Source organism: Saccharopolyspora sp. NPDC002376, from assembly GCF_053593195.1.
Map to the genome: position 1 here is coordinate 124,251 of NZ_JBSFBZ010000005.1, position 17,253 is coordinate 141,503.

Below are 17,253 nucleotides of genomic sequence, written 5' to 3' on the forward strand. Positions count from 1 at the left end.
AACGCCCCAGGCCGCGCCCACTACCATCTCCGCGTGGCCGAAGGCGACAGCGACAACACCGAGCGGGAATTCGAGATCGGCAAGGACGGTTTGGGCGGCATCGTCGTGGGCATGGACGGCAGCCCGGCGAGCTTCCACGCCGCGGCCTGGGCTGCAGGCCTGGCGCGACGTGAGCGCGCCCGCCTGGTCCTGGTCTACGTCGAGGCAGTGGGCGGCGTCGCCTACTGGTCACCGATGGGCGTGGCGGTCGCCAGCGAGGCGGCCGAGAGCCTGGTGGAGGAGTTGAAGAAGGAGGTCGTGTCGCACCTGAAGTGGGTGGACATCGACTGGGACTTCGTGCACCACCGCGGCGACCCGGCGGTGGGCCTGGAACAGGTCGCCGAGCAGTACCGGGCGGACCTGATCGTGGTGGGCCGCTCCCGGCGCCGCGGTGGTCTGCTCGGCACGGTGCCCGCGACGTTGGTGGTCGAAGCGGTCCGGCCGGTGGTCGTGGTGCCGTGACCCTCGTCGGGTGATCGCGGTCGGAGCTGGAAGCGGCCCTGTCGGGCAGGCGTGGCAGGCTGGACCGATGACTGACGTGGTGGGTGAGGACTTCCAGGACGCGGTGCTCACGGACCAGGAGTGGGAGGGGCGCTCCTTCGCGGGCTGCGACTTCACCGACGCCGACCTGACCGGCCTGAGCACCCGGAACTGCGTGTTCACCGACTGCGTCTTCACCGGAACGGACCTCAACGGCTCGCGCCACGTCGCCACCGCGTTCCGCTCCTGCAAGTTCGAGCGCACCGTGTTCGGCAAGTCCACTTTGGACGGGTGCAGCCTGCTGGGGTCGAGCTTCGTGGACTGCCGCCTGCGCGCGTGGCAGTTGCGCGAGACGGACCTGACGCTGGTCGGCATGGGCCGGGCGGACCTGCGGGGCCTGGACCTGCGCGGAATCCGCTTCCGCGAAGCCAACTTGGCCGACTGCGACCTGCGCCGCTGCGACCTCCGCGAAGCCGACCTCACCGGTGCCCGCCTCCTCGGCGCCCGCCTGGCCGAGTCGGACCTTCGCGAAGCCCGCATCGACGCGGACGCCCTGGTCCAGGCGAACCTCAAGGGAGCCCGCATCGACACGATGCTCGCCCTCGCGTTCGCCGCAGCCCACGGCCTCCGCATCGACTGAGAACCTGTGGTCCGCGGGGTCGTTCCTGCTGATCAGCGCGTCGGAAAACCGCTTCAGCCGGAGGTGGTTCCCGTGGTTGCATGGTTGCCGCCGTTCGACTGCTCGCGTTCGCCGCGGGGCCGTTCCTGCTGATCGTGATTCCCGGTCCGAGCGTGCTGTTCGTCGTCGGGCGAGCCCTGGCGCAAGGCCGCCGCGCCGCGCTCACCACGGTCGTGGGCAACACGCTCGGGGCCTATGTGCTCGTCGTCGCCGTCGCGTTCGGGGTCGGAGCTCTCGTGGAGCGTTCGGCTCTGAAGCTGGTGGGCGCCGCGTACCTGGTGTACCTGGGCATCAAGGCGATTCGGCAGCGCAGGGCGCTGCACGCTTCGTTCACCAGCGGTGGGCCCTCCGCGCACGGCGGCCTGCGCACGTTGTGGGACGGCTTCGCCGTCGGCGTCGCCAACCCCAAGACGATGGTGTTCTGTTCTTCGCCGTCGTGCTGCCCCAGTTCGTTGACCGCGATCAGGGGGCACGTCGCGGTGCAGATGCTGCTGCTCGGCCTGATCTTCAAAGTCCTCGCGGTGGTCTCCGAAGCGGTGTGGGGGCTCGCCGCCGCCACTGCGCGGAACTGGTTCGCGAGCTCACCGCAGCGGCTCGCCGCCGTTGGCGGGGTCGGCGGACTCGCGATGATCGGCCTCGGCGTCTCCATCGCGGTGACGGGCCGCAAGGACTAGAAGAGCGCAGGAGCACGAGACCCCCGAACTCGTGCTCCTGCGCTGGCCCCCCGGATCAGGGCTTCCCGCAGGCGAGGTCGCGTCGCGGACGAAGGGCAACTGAGGCGCCGAAGCCGTGAACACGGCGGTGCTCCGTATGGCAGCGGCGATCGCCGCATCCACCGCCGCCGTCACGGTCACCACCATCGCCGGCACGTCGTGAGCGGCGATGGTCGCTCTTACGGCCATCGCCACTCCCGACCCTTCAGCGGTCGATTCCGAGCAGTGGAAGGCAGGGCGTGAGCCCTTCGGCTTCGACTGGGACAGTGCGGTGCTGTGCCCAGTCTGCGCGGGTGAGCCGCAACCGGTGCTCGACGGCCAAGGTTCCGCGGACGGCGCGGCGCTGGCGGCCATCGGGCTGGTAGCCGAGCTTGCGGGACACGGACTGGGAGGCCGTGTTGTCCTCGAACGCCGATGAGACGGCTTCTTCCGCGTCGAGGCAGGCGAAAGCGAGGTGCAGCACGGCCGCGCGCATCTCGGTGCCGATTCCTCGCCCCTGGTAGCGCTGCCCGACCCAGGAACCCGTGCTCACCTCGCGGGTGATGGCCAGATCGCGAGCGCCGATACTTTGCTCCCCGACGACGACTCCGCCGTGGAACGCGGTGAGGTTGAGCGACCAGTCCTGCGGAGACCATGCGCCCAGATGCCGCCAGTGGCGCTGGATCAATCCCAGCGCGATCTGGCCGGGCGGCTTGTCCGTCCACGGATCGGAGAACGGCATGACATCCGGGTCGTGGACACCGCAGGAGGCCAGCTCGGCCAGCTCACCGAGTTCATCGGCCGACGGCAGGCGCAGTTCGAGCCGCGGCGTTGTCAGTTTGAGCCCGACGAGCGGGAAGTGATCGGCCAACATCCGTTCATCGTGGCGGCGAAGCGCCCGCGGAGCACCCGATTTTCCGCTCAGCGTAAACGAAACTCGTGAACCACCTGGATCTCCCCGACGATGTGCGCGTTGAACTCGTCCAGTTCCTCGGCGGGAACCCAGAACTCCAGGATCATCCCGCCGCCAGCCTGCTGTTGTCGGCCGACAACTGCTGCCCGCACAACATCGAAACCGTCGACCCGGTCGGATAACCGCCGCCAGGACGTGGATCCAAGCTCGCATGCCGCCGACCGTCTGCCGGAGCCCAGTGGAACGGATACGGCACCCTCATCACCACCTCATGCGAAAGACCTTCGGAACAAAGGGGAATTCTGAAGCGGATGCCTCATCGATGTGTCCCTGTGCGTCGATGAGGCAGCCGTTCGTCCACTGTGTCCATGAGATCGACCTGCTGCAAGCTCGATCATGTGATTACATGAGACTTCCGCCCGATCGTGCGACAGACCTGGTGTGATGACGTGAAGTAGCCTTGGAAAGTGGGGAGATCATCGATGACCGAGGCCGGGCCAGGGCCGAACGTGCGCCGCCGCCAGCTAGGGCGAGAGCTGCGCAAGTTGCGAGAAAACGCCGACATGGCCCTCAAGGACGCAGCCCGGTTCGCCGGTCTGACGAGCACGACCATTAGCCGGATCGAAGGCGGTAAGCAGACGATCCTGGCGCGCAACGTCCGTTTGCTCTGCCAGTGCTACGACGTCGGTGCGCCGATGCTCGACACGCTCCTCCGGCTCGCTGCGGAATCCAACGAGCGCGGTTGGTGGACGGACTTCAGCGATAGCCTTCCGGACTGGTTCGAGTCGTTCGTCGGGCTGGAGTCCGACGCCGACGAACTCTGGAACTACTCGCCCACGTTCATCGACGGATTGCTGCAGATCCCCGAATACACCGATGCGTTCTTGGCGCTCCGCACCGGTGGCAAGCAGGATGCCGGGCTGCTGCGCGGACTTCGGCAGGCACGGCAGGAGCACGTGTTCAGGAAGAGCAAGCCGATCAAACTGCGGATCGTGCTCGACGAAGCCGCGCTGCGGCGGAAGGTCGGCGGCGTTGAAGTGATGCGCGACCAGGTCAAGTACCTGGCCGACGTGGGGACGCGGTCGAACATCACGATTCAGGTCCTGCCGTTCGAGGTCGGTGCGTATCCCGGAATGCAGAGCCCGTTCTACATGCTGCGGTTCGCTGCGGACCTGGAAGGCATGGACGCGGTCTACCTGGAGAACCAGCGCGGGGCGGTCTGGATGGAACGACCAGCTGACATCAAGCACTACGCGCAGGTCTTCGAGCAGATGACCAAGGCTTCCCTCAGTCCGAAGAAGACCCTGGAGTTCCTGGATAGCCTGGCTACGTCCCTGTGAGCGCGTCCGAGGGAGTGGCAGGAAGTGACGGATATTTCCAGTGCGTTATGGAAGAAGAGCACTCGTAGCACCGAGCAAGGTCACTGCGTCGAGCTGGCGTTGAACGTGGTGGGTGTTGGTGCGGTGCGGGATTCGAAGGCTCCTGAGCAGGGGGCTCTCGTCTTCGCTCCGGAGCAGCTGCGCACCTTCATCGCCGCCGTCAAAGCGGATCGGTTCGGCCGCTGATCGTAGCGTCAAAAACGAGTGAGGGGTACCCGCGGGAAATCGCGGGTACCCCTCATTGTTCAGACGCGGTTACTCCATGGGCGGGCGTTCCGTGGCGGGCATTTCCGCCAGGGTGCCGTCCGCGAGGAGGTCGCTGATCGGTGCCGGGAGCACGAACGCCGTGCCGCCGCCCGGCTGCTCGAACCACGGGACCGCCGTGCCGCGCATCGCCTGGATCGGGCGCTGGATGCGGTAGGCGAAGTACGAGCGGTTCGACCACTGCGGCGGGAGCGAGCGGTGCGTGTACGGCGTGCGCATCGTGTACAGCACGTTGCCGTTCGGCTCGCCGAAGCGGTCCAGCTCGGTACCGGGCTGGAGCATGATCACGCGCCGGTCGCGGTACAGCGTCAGCGGCGGCTCGCCGTTGAGCGGCTGGATCTGCTGGCCACCCGGCGGACCTGCCTGGCCACCGGGCTGCTGGCCACCGCCCTGCGGCGGACGCGGCGGTCCGGGCGGCGGACCCTGCCGGTGCGGACCGGCCATGCCCGGGCCACCGGGGCCGGGACGGCGTTCCGCGCCACCCACCGGGCCCGGAGCACCTTGCTGCGGCGCGAGGTTTCCGCCCTGACGCGGCTGGCGCTTTGGCAGCGGCGGCGGTGCACCCGGTCCACCAGCCGGCGGCTGCTGGACGGGCTGGCCGACCGGAGGGGACGGCGGACCAGCGGCAGCCGGGCGGTCCAGCTGCGGCGCCTGCTGGAGACGGGGCGCCTCCTCGCTCGGCTGGGCTGCGGGCGGGGCCGCTTCCTGCTGAACCGGCGGCTCGGGCTGAGTGCTCGGGCCGGACGGCTCCTGGTTCGCGGTGAACAGCGGGTTGGCGGCCGCCGGTTCCGGCGTGCGTTGGGGCAGCTCCGGCTCCGGCGCCCGCTGCGGCTGTGGCAGGGCGTCGCCCGGCGTGCGCTGCGGAAGCCCGGGCTCCGGCGTCCGCTGCAGCAGGTCCGATGCCGGTGCCCGCTGGGGCAGATCGGATTCGGTGGCCCGCTGCGGAAGGTCGGACTCGGGCGTGCGCTGGGGCAGCCCCGACTCCGGTGCGCGCTGGGGCAGGCTCGGTTCCGGCGTGCGCTGCGGCAGGTCCGCTTCCGGACGCTGCGGCAGTTCTGCCTCCGGTGCCCGCTGCGGCAGGGCTGCTTCGGGCGTGCGCTGCGGGAGGTCGGATTCCGGGTGCTGCGGGATGTCGGACTCGTCGTCGGACAGGTCCGCTTCCGGCACGCTCGGCTCGGCCACCTGCGGGGCGTCAGCGGCCGGCTCCTCCAGGAGCAGGCTGCCGAGCAGGTAGGCCGCGGCGTGGTCGATGCGGGCGAACCGGACGTCCTCGCCCCGTTCGGCGGTGACGACCCAGTCCGGGCCCTCCTGGACCAGGCACCGGGCGTTCTCGCTGACGCTGCCGATCCGGTAGCTGCCGCTGTCCACCTGGAATTCGGTGAGCCGGTCGTGCAGCTTGCCCAGCACGGACTCGGTGTCGGGCAGTTCTTCCTCGTCGTCCAGCACGCGCCGCGATCCGCCGGTCTGCTCGACCTCGTCGTCCTCGACGACTGCGACAGCAGTGACCTCAGCGGCTTCCGGCTCGGCGAAACCGCGCGGCTCGTCGTCGAAGTCCTGCGCTTCGCCGGCGTAGCTCGGGACGCCGTCGGCGATCATCGGCTCTGCGTTGGCGACCTCCGGGGCCTCGACGGCGGAGCTCTGCGGCTCGTCGTCGAAATCCCCCGGCTCGTCGTCGGTGTCGGTCGGCTGGTCGATGAGCTCGCTGACCGCGGCGTCGCGGGTGGCGTCGTCGACCTCGGCCAGCTGGAAGCCGCGGCGACGGACGTGCGCGACGAGCTCGGGCTCCGGCGGAACCCCGTACTGGGCCAGGTAGAACGCGATCGCGCCCGGCCACAGCCAGGTGCCGTCGGTGTGCCAGGTGCCCGGCACGACGGTGGGACGCTCCGGGTCGAGCTGGTCCTCCTCGTCCTCGCGGGCGGCGAGCACGACCGGAGCGTTCTCCAGGTACTCGCGCAGCTGGGCGATTTCCTCGGCCGGGATCGGCTCGCGGTCGGCGACGACCGGGCGGCCCAGCTCGTCGAAGTCGTCGAAGGTGTTGGCCACCTGGAACCCGGTCGGCTCGTCGACCTCGGGTTCCAGGGCGCCGACCTGCTCGGCGACGGGCGGTTCGACGACCGGCGGCACCACGGCGTGCGGTTCGGCGACCGAAGACTCGGCCATCGGGGACTCGGCCATCGGCGACTGGGCAACCGGCGCGCCGTTGACCGGGGCATTGGCCGCCGGACCGTCGATCCGGTCCCGCATCCAGTCCGGGATGTTCTCCGCGGCGCGCGGGTAGTGGCGCAGTTCGTCGACGTAGGCCGCGCGCGGCAGTGGGCGCTGCCAGCCGGGCTCGGTGTCGAAGTTGATGTCGATGCGGTAGCTGGACGGGCGCTCGACCACGTACAGCGCGCTCAGCCAGGTACCGACGTCAGGCCGGTACATGCCCTCGCGCAGGCTCTCGAAGATCTCCCGCAGCTCTACCGGTGGCTCCAGCGACCGGGAACTGCCGTCCTGCGCGGTCACCTCACCCAGCAGGTCGTGGTACTCACCGGTGGCGCGGTACTCCACCGTGATCTCCTGCCAGTCCTCAGGAGCCCCTTGTAACAGCAGAACACCGATCTTGCGGGCGATCTGCTCCTGTTCTTCCGGACTGATCGCTGTCGGACGCGACATGGGTGACATCCTCCCCCTCTCGACGAGGCAACCCGACTCCACCCCGCCAAGACGCTACTCGACGCGGGCCGTGACATGTGTGCTGTGTAGGACTTCAGTTCCGTTGATCCAGGACACGTGCGCGCGTTCAAGATCCATGTCACCGCGTGCTGTGATCTCGTCACGAAAGCCTGCCGGTTTCTCGTCCGGATGAACATCACACCACCAGGTGGATTGGCTCAGCGGTGGGTCGTCGGCGGTCAGCGGTCGGCGTAATTCAGTAGCGGTACACCCGTGCCAGAAGAGACAGTGGACGACGTGCTGCGTCCCTACCGGCTTCTCGCGGCGGTGCCGCATGCGCCGAACCTGATGTTCTTCAGCCTGCTGGGACGCCTGCACATGCCGGCGCTGGGAATGGTGCTGGCCTTCCTGGCCGTCGACTGGACCGGTTCGTACGCGATCGGCGGCGTGATCGGCGCGACGATCACGGTCGGGCAGGCCATCGCCGGACCGCTGCGCGGGCGCGCGGCGGACCGCAGCTCGCCGCCTCGGCTGCTGGTGGTGACGGGTCTCGGGTCCGGGCTTGGGATGGTCGCCATCATCGCCGTGACCAGCTGGGTCGATCCGGCGCACTGGTGGTTGATCCTGCCGGTGGCGCTGGGCACCGGGCTGTCGCACCCGCCGATCGGCCAGATCGGGCGGGCGATCTGGCCGCTGCTGGCGGACGGCCCGGCGCGGGAGGCCGCGTTCGTCGTGGAGGCGACGCTGCAGGAGCTGCTGTTCGTGGTGACGCCGATGCTCGCCGCGTTCGTGGTGGCGATTTGGGGTCCGGTCGTGGCGATGTTCGCCTGCGCCGTGTGGGCGACGTTCGGTGCGGTGCTGTTCGCCGTTGCGTTGTGGCGCGCGGGTTTGAACGAAGGCCTGGGAGAAAGAGGACAAAGCGAGCGGAAGCCCGGCTCTTTGTTCCGCACGCCCGGTTTCGTCTCGTTGCTCGGTTTCTTCGTATTGTTCGTCGGTGGGCTGATCTCGATCGATCTGGTTCTGGTCGGGTGGGCGCGCGAGCGCGGTGAACCGGAGCTGGCCGGGGTGCTGGCGATGGTGTGGGCGGTCGGTTCGCTGGTCGGCGGGCTGGTGATCGGCGGTTCGGCCAGGCGCCCCCGGCTCTGGTTGCGAGCGTCGCTGGCTGCGCTCGGCCTGGTGGCGCTGGTTCCGGTGCTGCCGCCGATCGTCGATCCGGGCTCGCCGCTGCTGGTCGGGGCGATCCTGATGATCGGCGGGACGGCGGTGGCCCCGACGCTGGCCGCCAGCAACGGGCGCCTGGCCGACATCGCGCCGCCGGAGCGGCGCAACGAGGCGTTCGGCTGGATGGCCAGCGCGACCACGTTCGGCGGAGCGCTCGCCGCGCCGCTGTCCGGGATGATGCTTGACCTGGCCGGTCCGGCGGCAGCAGCCGCGGCGGCTGCCGGGCTGGCGTTGGGGGCGGCCGGACTTGTCGCATCTCACAGCGCCAGGGCGTCGCGCGGTGCACGGGATGCGGAGAAGACTGCGGTCACGTGACTCTTTCGCCAGTGAAACTTTCCGGTCCGCAACTCCGCCAGCGCGCGCTCGGCATGGTCGGCGCTGCCGCGGTGGGTCTGCTGCTGGCGATTCAGGCCCGGATCAACGGCACGCTCGGGGCCCGGATGGGCGACGGGATCGCGGCCGGGCTGATCTCGTTCTGCTGCGGATTCGTCGTGCTGCTCGCGGGTTCGCTGGTGATTCCGCGTGCCCGTCGCGGCTTCAAGAAGCTGGCCGCGGCGTTGCGCGAACCGGACGGCTTGCGGCCCTGGCAATGCCTCGGCGGCGTGTGCGGCGGATATCTGGTGTTCACCCAGGGCGTGGCCGCGACCGCGCTGGGCGTCGCGATGTTCACGGTCGCGGTGGTGGCCGGGCAGGTGAGCAGCGGGCTCGTGGTGGACCGCCTCGGCCTGGGCCCGGCCGGGCCGCAGCACGTCACCCCGACCCGGTTGTTCGGCGCTGCGCTGGCGGTGGTGGCCGTGCTGATCTCGGTGTCCGCGCAGCTGGGTGGTGCGGACGCGAGCTGGTTGGTGCTGCTGCCCGCGCTGGCCGGGATCGGGTTGGGCTGGCAGGCGGCGGTCAACGGTCGGATGAAGCAGGCAGCCGATTCGGCGGTGTTCGCCGCGATGGTCAACTTCGGAGTCGGGATGACGGCCCTCGGCCTGGCCTTCGCGGTCGAGGTGCTGCTCCGCGGCCTGCCCGAGTTCCCCACCGAGGGTTGGCTCTACATCGGCGGTTTCCTCGGCATCTTCGTGATCGGCGGTTCGGTCGCGCTGGTCCGCTACACCGGGGTGCTGATGCTCAGCCTCGGCATGATCTCCGGCCAGCTGATCGGGGCGCTGCTGCTGGACGTGTTCGCGCCGGCCACCACGGAGGGGATCGCGACGTCCACCGTGGTCGGCGTGCTGCTCACGCTGGTGGCCGTGGGCGTGGCGGCAATGCCGGACCGGGCGGGACGGGGCGTGCGACGTCTGCCACGATGAACAGCCGTGAGCGCGACGATTCTGGACGGCAAGGCCACCAAGGAAGCGATCTTCGACGAGCTGCGGCCCAGGGTCGCCCGGCTCGCCGAGCGGGGCAGCGCCCCGGGACTGGCCACGGTGCTGGTCGGCGACGACCCCGGTTCGCAGTCCTACGTGCGCGCCAAGCACAACGACTGCGCCAAGGTCGGCATCAAGTCGATTCGCAAGGACCTGCCGGCTGACGTCAGCCAGGCCGAGGTCGAGGCGGTGCTCGACGAGCTCAACGCCGACCCGGCCTGCACCGGCTACATCGTCCAGCTGCCGCTGCCCAAGCACCTCGACGCCGGTCCGCTGCTGGAGCGCATCGCGCCGGAGAAGGACGCCGACGGCCTGCACCCGATCAGCCTCGGTCGCCTGGTGCTGGGCGAGGAGGCGCCGCTGCCGTGCACGCCGCGCGGCATCATCGAGCTGCTGCGCCGCTACGACGTGCCGCTCGACGGTGAGCGGGTCGCGGTCGTCGGCCGCGGCATCACCGTCGGCCGCCCGATCGGTCTGCTGCTCACCCGGCGCAGCGAGAACGCCACCGTCACGCTGTGCCACACCGGGACCAAGGACCTCGCCGCTGAGGTGAGCCGCGCGGACGTGGTGATCGCGGCGGCGGGCAAGCCGAATCTGATCACCCCGGACATGGTCAAGCCGGGCGCTGCGGTGCTCGACGTCGGCGTGACCCGCACCGAGGACGGGCTGTCCGGCGACGTGCACCCGGACGTCGCGGAGGTCGCCGGCTTCATCTCGCCGAACCCCGGCGGAGTCGGCCCGATGACCCGCGCGATGCTGCTGACCAACGTCGTCGAGGCCGCCGAGCGCTGAGCCTCTCGTGAGTGGCGGTGGTGGTGAGAGCCACCGTCGCCGCTCGCGAAGTCCGGAACCGACAGGAGGAACGTGAGCGAGCAGTTCGGCGGAAAGTCGCGCCTGTCGATGCACGTGCCATTCGGCCTCGTGCTGTTCATCGCACTGGTCGGATTCCTGCTGGTGGCGATGCAGCACTGGCGCCGCGGCGCGGCCCTGCTCGCGCTGGCGATGCTGGTCGCGGCGGTCCTGCGCGCGGTGATCTCGCAGGACCGGGCGGGCCTGCTGGCGATCCGCAGCCGCGCCGTGGACGTCCTGCTCTACAGCGGTTTCGGCGTCGTGATCCTCTCCGTGGCGATGACGATCAAGTGGTGACCGCAGCTGCGGGTGAGAGGTGTCCGGGTTTTCACGGTGTGGGAAGTCGGGGGCTTTGTCGCAGTAGGGTTGGTTCGTGCGTCTCGACCACCGGGCGGATCAGCCGGTTCGCGCCGGGATTCCCGAACATGGCCGATTCCGCGCTACTACGCGGTGAAGATCGAGCTCCTCTACCTGCTCGAGGAGCTCGGCGAGGGCTCTGCGTTGCCGAGCGAGCGGGAGCTCGCCGAGCGGTTCGAGGTGTCGCGGGTGACGCTGCGGCAGGCGATCATCGAGCTGATGCTGGAAGGTCGGCTGATGCGGCGGCAGGGGAGTCGAACCGTTGTCGCGCCGCCGAAAGCTCGCGCAGCCGATGGCGCTGGCCAGCTACACCGAAAGCGTCCGCGGGCAGGGCTTGGAACCGGGGGCGGTCGATGATCGACACCGAATCCCGGTAGGCCGACGCGCAACTGGCGGCGGACCTCGGGATGGAGCCGGCGACGAGGTCGTGCACCTGGAGCGCGTGCTGCTCGCCGACGGCGAGCGTGTCGGGCTGGAGTCCAGCTACCTGCCCAAGCACCGGTTTCCGGAACTCCTGGGGGAGTTCGACCCGACCGGCTCGCTGTACGCGTTCCTGCAGGCCTTCGTCGGCCACCTACCGGCTGGACACCAATCTGCGCTCGGCAACGCTGCTGGGCCTGGTCGGCGCGGGTGGCATCGGCACTACCTGCTCAACGTCTCGCGAGTCCTCGAATTCGGCGTGGTCACAACGGTTCTCATCCTGACCTTCGCCGTGGTGATGCTCGTCGAACTCCTGGCCAACTGGCTCGCCGAGTGGTCCGCTAGAACGCGGTGAAGCGCCTCCTTGGGGGGTGGTGGTCGGGCGACGGGTGGGTCCGGCCAAAAGTGCCCTTCACGCCGTCATTCCCACCAGAAGGACCAGGTGCGGCGGCCGCGGATTTCCTGGGCGTAGGCTTCGATGGTGCCGGTTTCCTGGAGGATTCGGTCCGGGCAGAACGTCCAGTGCTCCGCCGCGACTGCGGCAGCATGGTCGTCGTCCTGGGGTGGGGCTGCGACGCTGAGGTCGAGGCGGTCCGGTCCCAGCCGCAGGATTCGGGCGCCGAAGCGTTCTTCCCAGCTGCGCGCCATCGCGGACAGACCCGCGGTGCGCGAGACGTGGTTGGACGCGCCTGACCAGCCCAGGGCGGTCAGGACATCCGCGCCACGACGCACCGGGATCAGCGCCAGGCGGATGTCGTCCTCGATGAACTTCGGCAGTTGCTGGGTGGCCAGGATGTCCGCGTCCGCCAGCAGGTTCCCGGCGCGCGCGGGGCCGGGGCAGCGGTAGTTGAACGGCGCCAGGACTTCCAGGTCGTAGGCGGGGCCGAGCTCGTCGTCGGCCTGCACCAGGCCGTCCCAGATCCGGGCCATCACGTCGACGACCCGCCACCGATCGATGTGCTCCAGCGGCTCCGGCGGCACGACACCGACGGTGCAGCGCTCGCCGTAGACCTCATCGCTGTCGCACAGCAGCAACGGCCACAGCCCGCTCTGCGGGTGCTCGGCGCGCAACGTGGCGACCAGTTGCGGCGCCGGCGGCTCGTCGCTGATCCAGCACAGCGGCGTGGGGTTGCCGGACAGAGCCGATTGCTCGGTGAGGATTTCGCCAGGTGGCAGCGAAACGGACACCCCGGTGCCGAAAACCGTGGACAGATCGCCCGGTGCCCCCGCCCCCTGGTCGTACAACACTTCCTCACCGCCTCCTCGCCAAGCACCCCTCATCGCGACCACCTTAGAGCCTGCCTCGTGCCGCCCATCGCGTGGCGCGACGACCGAGAGCGCGGGGCGTAGCCGTTTCGCGCGAGGTCGTTGCGCTCTATTCGGCGGAAAGTCCGGGGACGAGCACGATGCGCCCGGTTTCCCGGCCGGAGATGTGCAGGTCCAGCGCCTGGGCTGCGGATTCCAGCGGGAACCGCGCGGCGATCAGCGGCCGCAACCGTCCACTGGCGACCATCTGGAACAGCTCGGCCAGGTCGGAGCGGAACTGGGCGTCGGACTTGATGTAGTACAGCCGAGCCCGCCGATCACCGGTGCTGCCGATCAGCCTCAGCAAGCGCCACTTGGCGAGCCGTCCGGCGACCTTCAGATAGGGCTTCCACCACGGCCCGGAGTCGTGCAGCGTCCGGGAACTGCCGTAGCTGACCAGGGTGCCGCCGGGCGCGAGCATCTGCCACGACTCGTCCAAGCTCGTCGGGCCGAGCGGGTCGAAGATCGCGTCCACCCCGCCGGGCGCGAGTTCGGCCACCAGACTGCGAACGTCGGAGGTGCGGTGGTCGATCAGCTCGATGCCGAGGTCGGCGAGCGCGGCGTGCCGACTGGCCGACGCCGTCCCGATCACCCGCAGCCCAGCGTTCACCGCGAGCTGCGCGAGCAAGATGCCAACACCGCCGCCAACGCCGTGTATCAGGACTGTCTGTCCACTCCGGACTTTCCCGGCGCGCAGCAGCTGCTGCGCGGTGACTCCGTTGAGCACCACCGCGACCGCCTCCGCGGCGTCCAGCTCGTCCGGCACGGCGACCAGGTCCTGGTCGCGGAGCTCGACGTACTCGGCCCACGCGCCGGTCACCGGCAGCGCCGCCACCCGCTGTCCGACGCGCCACGCCGTCACCTCGGAGCCGACCGCCACGACCTCGCCGACCAGGTCGTAACCGGGGACGAACGGGTTCTTCGGCTGCGCGGGGTAGCGCCCGCGCAGCATCTGGACCTCGGCGAAGGCGACCCCGGCGGCTTCGGTGCGCACCAGCACGTGGTGCGACCCCGGCGCCTGGAGTGCGCTGGTGCGAGTGGCGACGACCTCGGTGCCGCCCAGCTCGGTGAACACGACCTCGACGCCGCTGTTGGGCACCGCCATGACTACCTCCGCAAGAAGCTCAAACCTTAGTTCCAGCCGCTGCTGGACGCGCTGGCCGAGCTCGCACCGGCGGAACTGCCCGCGGCGCGCACCGAGCTGGACCGGCAACTGGTCGAGTGGCGGGAGATGCGCGGCGCGGAAACGCTGCCGTTCGCGGTGTTGCAGCGGGGGTTGCAGGCGTGGACGCGGCTGCACGGGCTGGTCAGCCTCGAGGTCGAGGGCCAGTTCGCCGGCATGGGCATCGATCCGGAGCCGCTGTTCCGCGCTGAGGTGGCGTCGGTGCTCGACCAGCCCTGGGGGTGAGTTGTTTCGCCTGCGGCCGGCCCGGGGTGGGAGAGCCGCACCGGCCGCGGCGGTAGCTGCGGGTCAGCGCCCCTGGCGGGGCACGTGGGCCTCGATCTCACAATCGCCGCCCGGGTACACCAGGCTCTCGTGCCCGTCCTTGAAGCGCACGAAGTACGGTGGCGCCCCGTCCGGCCCGCGAACCTCCAGGATCTCGGCGACCTGATCGGCCTCGTCGACGTGCTTGCTGTGCACGTGCAGTTGGTCACCCACGGCTGCTCTCATGCCCATCACCTCCGCAGGCCCAGACTAAGTGACTGGCACCACACTCCGCAGCGGAGCTCAGCTGCCGAGTTGGGAGCAGGTCGTGGCGACTTGCTGGTACTTCTCCAGTTGCGCGGTCGCCCAGTCGTTGCTGGCGTCCATGCTGATCTCGCCGTCGGCGACCTGCTGGACCGACTGCTGCACGTCGAGCAGGTTCTGCCGCAGCGTCTGGTCGCTGGTCTTCTCGGCCAGCTGGCGGAGCTCGTCGACCTTGGCCTGGGCATCGGCCTTGGCCTTCTCCGGATCCGCGAAGTTCGGCATGAAGCTCGCGACGTTGAGGGCGTGGAAGCAGCTGGACGCGATGTCGAGGCCTTGCTTCGTGTCCTGGAACTGCTCGTTGGCCTGCTCCAGGCCTTGCGTGGCCTCCTGCGTCTGGCCGCACGCCGCCAAACCGGTCAGCACCGGCAGTAAAAACGCCGCTGCCACGAACTTCTTCCGAGCTCGCATCGTCCCTCCGGGGCTAAGAGCGACACCGGGGGGTAGTGCCGCTCTTGTACCCTATCGGCCCGTCGGTGACGGGATGGGCGAAATATCCCTTCTGGGGTTATCCGAGATCGATTCGGTGTTCTTTGGACCGCTGGGCGAACCGGCTACGGGTTGATCCAGGCCATGATCTCCGGCGGCAGGTTCAGCTGGGCGATCCACGGCGCCGCGCCGATCCGGTAGAGCACCACCGAGCTGAGTACCACGGCCGCGATGGTCAGGGCGGGGCCGACGATGGCCATCTCGACCCGGCCACCGGTGGTCATCCGCATCGACTTCGGCGGGGCGATCGGGTACCAGGTCTGGCCGGCCAGCGGCACCGGCCACAGCATCGGGCAGCCGTGCTCGGTGATCGCATCGCCGAGTAAGTGCGCGACGCAGCCGAGCATCACCGCCACTCCGAACGCTGCCGGGTTGGTCGGCTGATCGCCTGCCCACGCCCAGCAGGCGACGGTGAGCAGGAGCGAGGCCACCGCGATCAGCAGCGCGTCCTTGCGTGAGGATTTGACGTGCAGGAGCCCGCGGACCGCGAGAGCGGCGAAGAAGAACATCAGGACGCCGACCGCGGTGTCGTTGCCGGTCTGCGCGATGGCGGTGGTGATCAGTCCGGCGAGCACGGCGAACACCACGGTGTGCGTGAAAGCGCGGTGCGTGCCCTCGCGTTTGCCGTCGCGCTTGGTGTGGGTGAGGCGGTAGAGGAATCCGCTGATGCCGCTGAACACGGCCGATATGCCGCGCGACACCGCGCCGAACGTGTTGGCCACCGTCGATTTCGGGTGGTCGATGTCGGGCAGCAGTGCCGCGCCGGAGCACAGCGTGGCGCCCACCACCCAGGTCTTCGGGGATAATTGCCCGAGCGCGTGCGTATCGGCCAGGGCGGTAACGCCCGCCCATAGGGCCAAGCCGCTCATCGCGTGGGTCGGTCCGGTCGACACGAGCCCCCTCCAAGATCGTCCGATCGAATGATCGCTTGCATCGGGTCGAGCCTAGAAGAAGATCACGACACGAGATCGACGCGCCGAACAGTGGCGCATCGCGCGCCGGTATGGCTGGTGGTCGGTGCAGGGTAGAAGGCACAATCGAACCCGATAGCAGTACGCTCGTACCGCTTGCATTCTCGCGAGAGGAGCACCCCGCCACATGGGTAAGATCAAGGTTCAGGGCACCGTAGCCGAGCTCGACGGCGATGAGATGACCCGGATCATCTGGTCCTTCATCAAGGACAAGCTGGTCCACCCGTACCTGGACATCAACCTCGACTACTACGACCTGGGCATCGAGCACCGGGACGCCACCGACGACCAGGTCACGGTCGACGCGGCGAACGCCATCGCCAAGCACGGCGTCGGCGTCAAGTGCGCCACCATCACCCCGGACGAGGCGCGCGTCGACGAGTTCGGCCTCAAGAAGATGTGGCGGAGCCCGAACGGGACGATCCGCAACATCCTCGGCGGCGTCATCTTCCGCGAGCCGATCGTCATCTCCAACATCCCGCGCTACGTCCCGACCTGGACCAAGCCGATCGTCATCGGTCGTCACGCGCACGGTGACCAGTACAAGGCCAGCGACTTCAAGGTCCCCGGCCCGGGCACCGTCACGATGACCTACACGCCGGAGGACGGCAGCGAGCCGATCGAGTTCGAGGTCGCCAAGTTCGGTGAAGACGGCGGCGTCGCGATGGGCATGTACAACTACCGCAAGTCCATCGAGGAGTTCGCGCGGGCGTCGTTCCGCTACGGCCTCGAGCGCGGCTTCCCGGTCTACATGTCGACCAAGAACACCATCCTGAAGGCCTACGACGGCATGTTCAAGGACGTGTTCCAGGACATCTTCGACGCCGAGTACAAGGCCGCGTTCGACGCCAAGGGCATCACCTACGAGCACCGCCTGATCGACGACATGGTCGCCAGCGCCCTGAAATGGGAGGGCGGCTACGTCTGGGCCTGCAAGAACTACGACGGTGACGTCCAGTCCGACACCGTGGCGCAGGGCTTCGGCTCGCTGGGTCTGATGACCTCCGTGCTGATGACCGCTGACGGCAAGGTGGAGGCCGAGGCCGCGCACGGCACGGTCACCCGCCACTACCGCCAGCACCAGCAGGGCAAGCCGACCTCGACGAACCCGATCGCGTCGATCTTCGCCTGGACCCGGGGCCTGCAGCACCGCGGCAAGCTGGACTCGACCCCCGAGGTCATCGGCTTTGCCGACAAGCTGGAGCAGGTCGTCATCGAGACCGTCGAGAGCGGCAAGATGACCAAGGACCTGGCGCTGCTCGTCGGCGGCGACCAGCAGTTCCAGACCACCGAGGAGTTCCTCGCGACGCTGGACGAGAACCTGCAGAAGAAGATGGCCAACAGCTGATCTTCCTCCGCGAGGTCCTGAACGCCGCTCCCGCCAGGGGGCGGCGTTCTGCTTTCCCAGGGGATGTCACGGGGTGCGCACGAGCACCTG

Annotated in this window: 19 protein-coding genes and 1 pseudogene; 13 read left to right on the plus strand and 7 right to left on the minus strand. The window is 69.2% G+C overall.

The genetic code is table 11. The annotated features are described in order from the left end of the window. The first annotated feature begins 33 nt into the window (after positions 1-33). From ACWCO2_RS05865 to ACWCO2_RS05875, 3 genes are all read left to right on the plus strand, one after another. Positions 34-501 (plus strand): universal stress protein, encoded by a 468-nt coding sequence (locus ACWCO2_RS05865; RefSeq protein WP_270948471.1) that lies wholly within the window; start codon positions 34-36, stop codon positions 499-501. 67 nt (positions 502-568) lie between these two features. Further along, the gene (locus ACWCO2_RS05870; protein WP_450126564.1) at positions 569-1,159 is read left to right on the plus strand and encodes a pentapeptide repeat-containing protein; all 591 of its coding nucleotides are present in this window, start codon (positions 569-571) and stop codon (positions 1,157-1,159) included. An 80-nt stretch (positions 1,160-1,239) separates the two neighbouring features. Continuing rightward, on the plus strand, positions 1,240-1,872 hold the full coding sequence (locus tag ACWCO2_RS05875) for a LysE family translocator (protein WP_450126565.1): 633 nt from the start codon (positions 1,240-1,242) through the stop codon (positions 1,870-1,872). Positions 1,873-2,116: 244 nt separating this feature from the next. Here ACWCO2_RS05875 and ACWCO2_RS05880 read toward each other — a convergent pair whose 3' ends face one another. Beyond that, complete coding sequence (locus tag ACWCO2_RS05880) at positions 2,117-2,764, minus strand: GNAT family N-acetyltransferase (protein WP_450126566.1); 648 nt, start codon at positions 2,762-2,764, stop codon at positions 2,117-2,119. Between the two features lie 65 nt (positions 2,765-2,829). Here ACWCO2_RS05880 and ACWCO2_RS05885 point away from each other — a divergent pair, with 65 nt between their 5' ends. From ACWCO2_RS05885 to ACWCO2_RS05895, 3 genes are all read left to right on the plus strand, one after another. Next, positions 2,830-2,985 carry a hypothetical protein gene (locus ACWCO2_RS05885; RefSeq protein ID WP_450126567.1) on the plus strand — a complete coding sequence of 52 codons (156 nt, stop codon included), beginning with the start codon at positions 2,830-2,832 and terminating at the stop codon, positions 2,983-2,985. Between the two features lie 300 nt (positions 2,986-3,285). Then, positions 3,286-4,143 (plus strand): helix-turn-helix domain-containing protein, encoded by an 858-nt coding sequence (locus tag ACWCO2_RS05890; protein ID WP_450126568.1) that lies wholly within the window; start codon positions 3,286-3,288, stop codon positions 4,141-4,143. 24 nt (positions 4,144-4,167) lie between these two features. Beyond that, on the plus strand, positions 4,168-4,368 hold the full coding sequence (locus ACWCO2_RS05895) for a DUF397 domain-containing protein (protein ID WP_450126569.1): 201 nt from the start codon (positions 4,168-4,170) through the stop codon (positions 4,366-4,368). Between the two features lie 69 nt (positions 4,369-4,437). On the opposite strand, the gene ACWCO2_RS05900 is transcribed toward ACWCO2_RS05895, so the two are convergent. After that, positions 4,438-7,101 (minus strand): glycohydrolase toxin TNT-related protein, encoded by a 2,664-nt coding sequence (locus ACWCO2_RS05900; protein WP_450126570.1) that lies wholly within the window; start codon positions 7,099-7,101, stop codon positions 4,438-4,440. A 273-nt stretch (positions 7,102-7,374) separates the two neighbouring features. On the opposite strand from ACWCO2_RS05900, the gene ACWCO2_RS05905 reads away from it, so the two are divergent. The 5 genes and pseudogenes from ACWCO2_RS05905 to ACWCO2_RS05925 all read left to right on the plus strand — a co-directional run. Then, complete coding sequence (locus tag ACWCO2_RS05905) at positions 7,375-8,637, plus strand: MFS transporter (protein ID WP_450126571.1); 1,263 nt, start codon at positions 7,375-7,377, stop codon at positions 8,635-8,637. 11 nt (positions 8,638-8,648) lie between these two features. Further along, positions 8,649-9,620 carry a DMT family transporter gene (locus tag ACWCO2_RS05910; protein ID WP_450126572.1) on the plus strand — a complete coding sequence of 324 codons (972 nt, stop codon included), beginning with the start codon at positions 8,649-8,651 and terminating at the stop codon, positions 9,618-9,620. A 6-nt stretch (positions 9,621-9,626) separates the two neighbouring features. Continuing rightward, the gene (locus ACWCO2_RS05915; RefSeq protein WP_450126573.1) at positions 9,627-10,469 is read left to right on the plus strand and encodes a bifunctional methylenetetrahydrofolate dehydrogenase/methenyltetrahydrofolate cyclohydrolase; all 843 of its coding nucleotides are present in this window, start codon (positions 9,627-9,629) and stop codon (positions 10,467-10,469) included. A 72-nt stretch (positions 10,470-10,541) separates the two neighbouring features. Then, entirely contained in the window at positions 10,542-10,823 is a 282-nt protein-coding gene (locus ACWCO2_RS05920) for a DUF3017 domain-containing protein (protein WP_450126574.1), read from the plus strand. Between the two features lie 76 nt (positions 10,824-10,899). Then, positions 10,900-11,454: pseudogene (locus tag ACWCO2_RS05925) on the plus strand (GntR family transcriptional regulator); the annotation flags it as partial. 269 nt (positions 11,455-11,723) lie between these two features. On the opposite strand, the gene ACWCO2_RS05930 reads toward ACWCO2_RS05925, so the two are convergent. Together ACWCO2_RS05930 and ACWCO2_RS05935 are read right to left on the minus strand one after the other, a co-directional pair. Further along, on the minus strand, positions 11,724-12,551 hold the full coding sequence (locus ACWCO2_RS05930) for a DUF4253 domain-containing protein (protein WP_450126575.1): 828 nt from the start codon (positions 12,549-12,551) through the stop codon (positions 11,724-11,726). A 127-nt stretch (positions 12,552-12,678) separates the two neighbouring features. Next, complete coding sequence (locus ACWCO2_RS05935; RefSeq protein WP_450126576.1) at positions 12,679-13,713, minus strand: medium chain dehydrogenase/reductase family protein; 1,035 nt, start codon at positions 13,711-13,713, stop codon at positions 12,679-12,681. 75 nt (positions 13,714-13,788) lie between these two features. Between ACWCO2_RS05935 and ACWCO2_RS05940 the strand changes: the two genes are divergently transcribed. After that, positions 13,789-14,016: a TetR-like C-terminal domain-containing protein gene (locus ACWCO2_RS05940; protein ID WP_450126671.1), complete on the plus strand. Its 228-nt coding sequence runs from the start codon at positions 13,789-13,791 to the stop codon at positions 14,014-14,016. A gap of 63 nt (positions 14,017-14,079) precedes the next feature. Here the strand turns inward: ACWCO2_RS05940 and ACWCO2_RS05945 are convergent, their stop codons facing one another. The 3 genes from ACWCO2_RS05945 to ACWCO2_RS05955 all read right to left on the minus strand — a co-directional run bounded on the left by ACWCO2_RS05945 (position 14,080) and on the right by ACWCO2_RS05955 (position 15,737). Continuing rightward, on the minus strand, positions 14,080-14,280 hold the full coding sequence (locus ACWCO2_RS05945; protein ID WP_450126577.1) for a DUF1918 domain-containing protein: 201 nt from the start codon (positions 14,278-14,280) through the stop codon (positions 14,080-14,082). A gap of 57 nt (positions 14,281-14,337) precedes the next feature. Further along, on the minus strand, positions 14,338-14,766 hold the full coding sequence (locus ACWCO2_RS05950; RefSeq protein WP_450126578.1) for a hypothetical protein: 429 nt from the start codon (positions 14,764-14,766) through the stop codon (positions 14,338-14,340). Positions 14,767-14,909: 143 nt separating this feature from the next. After that, positions 14,910-15,737 (minus strand): metal-dependent hydrolase, encoded by an 828-nt coding sequence (locus ACWCO2_RS05955; RefSeq protein WP_450126579.1) that lies wholly within the window; start codon positions 15,735-15,737, stop codon positions 14,910-14,912. Between the two features lie 205 nt (positions 15,738-15,942). On the opposite strand from ACWCO2_RS05955, the gene ACWCO2_RS05960 reads away from it, so the two are divergent. Next, the gene (locus ACWCO2_RS05960; protein WP_450126580.1) at positions 15,943-17,163 is read left to right on the plus strand and encodes an NADP-dependent isocitrate dehydrogenase; all 1,221 of its coding nucleotides are present in this window, start codon (positions 15,943-15,945) and stop codon (positions 17,161-17,163) included. The last annotated feature ends 90 nt before the right edge of the window (positions 17,164-17,253 follow it).

What these genes read in the sequence shown, in the direction of transcription:
- ACWCO2_RS05945 (WP_450126577.1), bottom strand. Translation starts at nt 14,280, where the DNA reads ATGAGAGCAGCCGTGGGTGACCAACTGCACGTGCACAGCAAGCACGTC.
- ACWCO2_RS05935 (WP_450126576.1), bottom strand. Translation starts at nt 13,713, where the DNA reads ATGGCGGTGCCCAACAGCGGCGTCGAGGTCGTGTTCACCGAGCTGGGC.
- ACWCO2_RS05880 (WP_450126566.1), bottom strand. Translation starts at nt 2,764, where the DNA reads ATGTTGGCCGATCACTTCCCGCTCGTCGGGCTCAAACTGACAACGCCG.
- ACWCO2_RS05870 (WP_450126564.1), top strand. Translation starts at nt 569, where the DNA reads ATGACTGACGTGGTGGGTGAGGACTTCCAGGACGCGGTGCTCACGGAC.
- ACWCO2_RS05960 (WP_450126580.1), top strand. Translation starts at nt 15,943, where the DNA reads ATGGGTAAGATCAAGGTTCAGGGCACCGTAGCCGAGCTCGACGGCGAT.
- ACWCO2_RS05900 (WP_450126570.1), bottom strand. Translation starts at nt 7,101, where the DNA reads ATGTCGCGTCCGACAGCGATCAGTCCGGAAGAACAGGAGCAGATCGCC.
- ACWCO2_RS05890 (WP_450126568.1), top strand. Translation starts at nt 3,286, where the DNA reads ATGACCGAGGCCGGGCCAGGGCCGAACGTGCGCCGCCGCCAGCTAGGG.
- ACWCO2_RS05875 (WP_450126565.1), top strand. Translation starts at nt 1,240, where the DNA reads ATGGTTGCCGCCGTTCGACTGCTCGCGTTCGCCGCGGGGCCGTTCCTG.
- ACWCO2_RS05950 (WP_450126578.1), bottom strand. Translation starts at nt 14,766, where the DNA reads ATGCGAGCTCGGAAGAAGTTCGTGGCAGCGGCGTTTTTACTGCCGGTG.